Here is a 2,827-nt window from a genome sequence, read left to right as displayed (position 1 = left end):
GATTCACTGGCACGGATTGCTGGTGCCGTTCCAGATGGACGGCGTGCCGGGCGTCAGCTTCCCGGGCATCGATCCGGGTGAGACGTTCGTCTACGAGTTCCCGCTCACTCACTCGGGAACCTTCTGGTATCACTCGCATTCAGGCATGCAGGAGGCGGAAGGGCTGTTCGGTCCGATCGTGATCGACCCCGCCGGCCCCGACCCTATCGCCTGCGACCGCGAGCATGTGCTGGTTCTTTCGGACTGGAGCCCGATCCATCCGCATGAGCAGATGCGGCGCCTGAAGATGATGGGTGGTTACTTCAACCGGCAGCGCCAGACGCTTGCGGGGCTGTTGGCGGGCAAGGACCAGTCGGTGGCCGACCGCCTCGCCTGGGGGCAGATGCGCATGGACGCGACCGATATCTCGGACGTGACCGGATCGACTTACAGCTTCCTCGTCAATGGCCACGGCAATGCCGAGAACTGGACCGGACTTTTTGCTCCGGGCGAGAAAGTGCGCCTGCGTGTCATCAATGCCTCGTCGATGACCAACTTCAACTTCCGCATTCCCGGTCTGCCGCTGACCGTGGTGGCAGCGGATGGCAATCCCGTGCAACCGGTCGAGACAGACGAAGTGCAGATCGCGATTGCCGAGACCTACGACTTCATCGTCGAGCCCGGCGCGGCGGAGAGCTACGGCGTGATCGCCGAGGCTATCGACCGCTCCGGGCTTGTGCGCGCTACACTGGCCCAGCGTCCGGGCCTCGTTGGCGAAACGCCGAAGCTGCGTGAACGGCCTGTGCTCACCATGCGCGACATGGGCATGGACATGGACGGCATGGACATGGGGGAGGGTGGCGTGATCGACCTCAGCAAGCCGGCCAACAGTTCCATGAGCGGCCATTCGATGTCGATGCGGGATCCTTCCGTTGCGCCGGGCGTGAAGATGGGGCCGGGCGTCGCCACGCTCTCGCCGATGCCGGTGGATCGTCTGGCCGACCGGCCGACTGGGCTGGAAGCCGTCGACCACCGCGTTCTGACTTACGCGGACTTGCGCTCGCGTGATCCGGATCCCGATCCGCGCGTGCCGAGCCGTCAGATCGACGTGCATCTGACGGCGGCAATGGAACGCTATATGTGGAGTATGGACGGTGAGACGATGTCGGAAAACCCGGCACCGATCCCTTTCCGTCTGGGCGAGCGCGTGCGCGTGAATCTCATCAACGACACGATGATGCCGCATCCGATCCACATCCATGGCCATTTCTTCGAACTGGTCAGTGGAGAACCGGGGAACCGCGCGCGCAAGCACACCGTCAATGTGCTGCCGGGCGGCAAGGCCTCGTTCGATCTTACCGCCGATGGCGAAGGCGACTGGGCCTTCCACTGCCACATGCTGCTGCACATGCATGCGGGGATGATGCGCGTGGTGACGGTGCGCAGGGAAGGAGAAGCCTGATGGCTCGGCTCTTCCCGGTCCTCACCTCGCTGCTGCTGGCGACTTCCCCTTTGGCCGTGCAGGCACAAGAGACCGGCTCCACACTGCCGCAGGCCGACGAACATGCCGGGATGGACCATGGCAGCATGGACCATTCGCAGATGGACATGTCCGGCATGGATATGAGCGCGCCGGACATGAAGGGCATGGATCACTCAGCCCACGCCATGCCCGCAGGCACCGTCTCCGATGAACCGGGCGATGCCTTGCCGCCGCCGGTGCCGACAGACTTTCCTGCCGAACGCTTTTTCGCGGCGGACCGCATGGCGGCCTCGCGCGCGGCGATGCTGAAGGAGATGAAGTTCAACACCTTTGCGCTTCAGGTCGACCAGCTGGAATTTCGCACCGGCAAAAGCGGCGACGGCTTCGGCTGGGAGGGACAGGCGTGGTACGGCGGCGATATCGACAGGATCGTGCTCGCCAGCGAGGGGGAGGGCACATTCGGCGAGCGGGCCGAGCGTATCGAACTGGGTGCCTACTGGCGCCACGCGCTGGACCCGTGGTTCAATCTCCAGCTTGGCATGCGGCAGGATTTCCGGCCCGATCCGCAGCGCACTTACGCGCTGATCGGCATCGAGGGACTGGCGCCGTACTGGTTCGAATTGCAAGGCCAGTTGCTCGTCTCGAACAAGGGCGACATTCATGCGCGCGGCAAGGCGGGCTATACCCAGCGCATCACCCAGTCACTGGTGCTCGAGCCTGAGGTCGAGGTGGATTTTGCCTTTCAGGACGTACCGACACTGAACGTCGGGGCAGGCTTCGAGCGCCTCGAACTGGGTGCACGTCTTCGGTACGAGCGTAACCGATCGCTGGCGCCTTATGTGGGCGTCAATTGGGAGCGCAAGCTTGGCGGAACGGCAAATCTAGCACGCGCTTCGGGTGAGGGTGTGTCCGGTGTCTCGGCAGTCTTCGGTGTGCGCGCGATGTTCTGATAGCGGCTTCGATATCGTACAGGAATGAGCCCACTTTGTAATGGTTGCGATCCCCCGCAACCACCGATACCGACATCGGCGCACAAATGGATCCGGATCCGCAGTTGTTTGCGGCGGTTTCGTGCTGCGATGCCCATTCCATAATAGCCCCGAACTCACCATGAAGCGTGGCAGTCATCTCACCAGGTTTTGCTCCGGGAAACAGCGTGACCCGCTCGATCAGGCCGCGAATGGCGCGGGCGGCCTCGTCTCGTTCAGAGGGGTGATGAAGCGCTTCAGACAGTCGCTCAACTTTCTTGCGATAGAACTGCGCAATGTTCGGATGGATATCCGGGGCAATATACGGTGCCTCGTTGACGTGACCCCTTAGATTTCCTCCACGAGCGTGAGAACGGCGGAGCAATATTCGGCCACG

At 62.8% G+C, this 2,827-nt stretch carries 2 protein-coding genes; both read left to right on the top strand.

Going from position 1 to position 2,827, the window contains the following annotated elements; all coding sequences use genetic code 11:
• The coding region (locus OKA11_RS24155; RefSeq protein ID WP_267225133.1) for a copper resistance system multicopper oxidase at positions 1 to 1,441 on the top strand (1,441 nt) is incomplete at its 5' end.
• On the top strand, positions 1,441 to 2,412 hold the full coding sequence (locus tag OKA11_RS24150) for a copper resistance protein B (protein ID WP_267225132.1): 972 nt from the start codon (positions 1,441 to 1,443) through the stop codon (positions 2,410 to 2,412). The genes OKA11_RS24155 and OKA11_RS24150, both read left to right, overlap by 1 nt.
• Positions 2,413 to 2,827 lie beyond the last annotated feature (415 nt).

Origin of the sequence: Novosphingobium clariflavum, from assembly GCF_026420865.1 — a bacterium.
Taxonomy (GTDB): Bacteria; Pseudomonadota; Alphaproteobacteria; order Sphingomonadales; family Sphingomonadaceae; genus Novosphingobium; species Novosphingobium clariflavum.
This window is presented reverse-complemented; position numbering and strand designations above follow the sequence as displayed.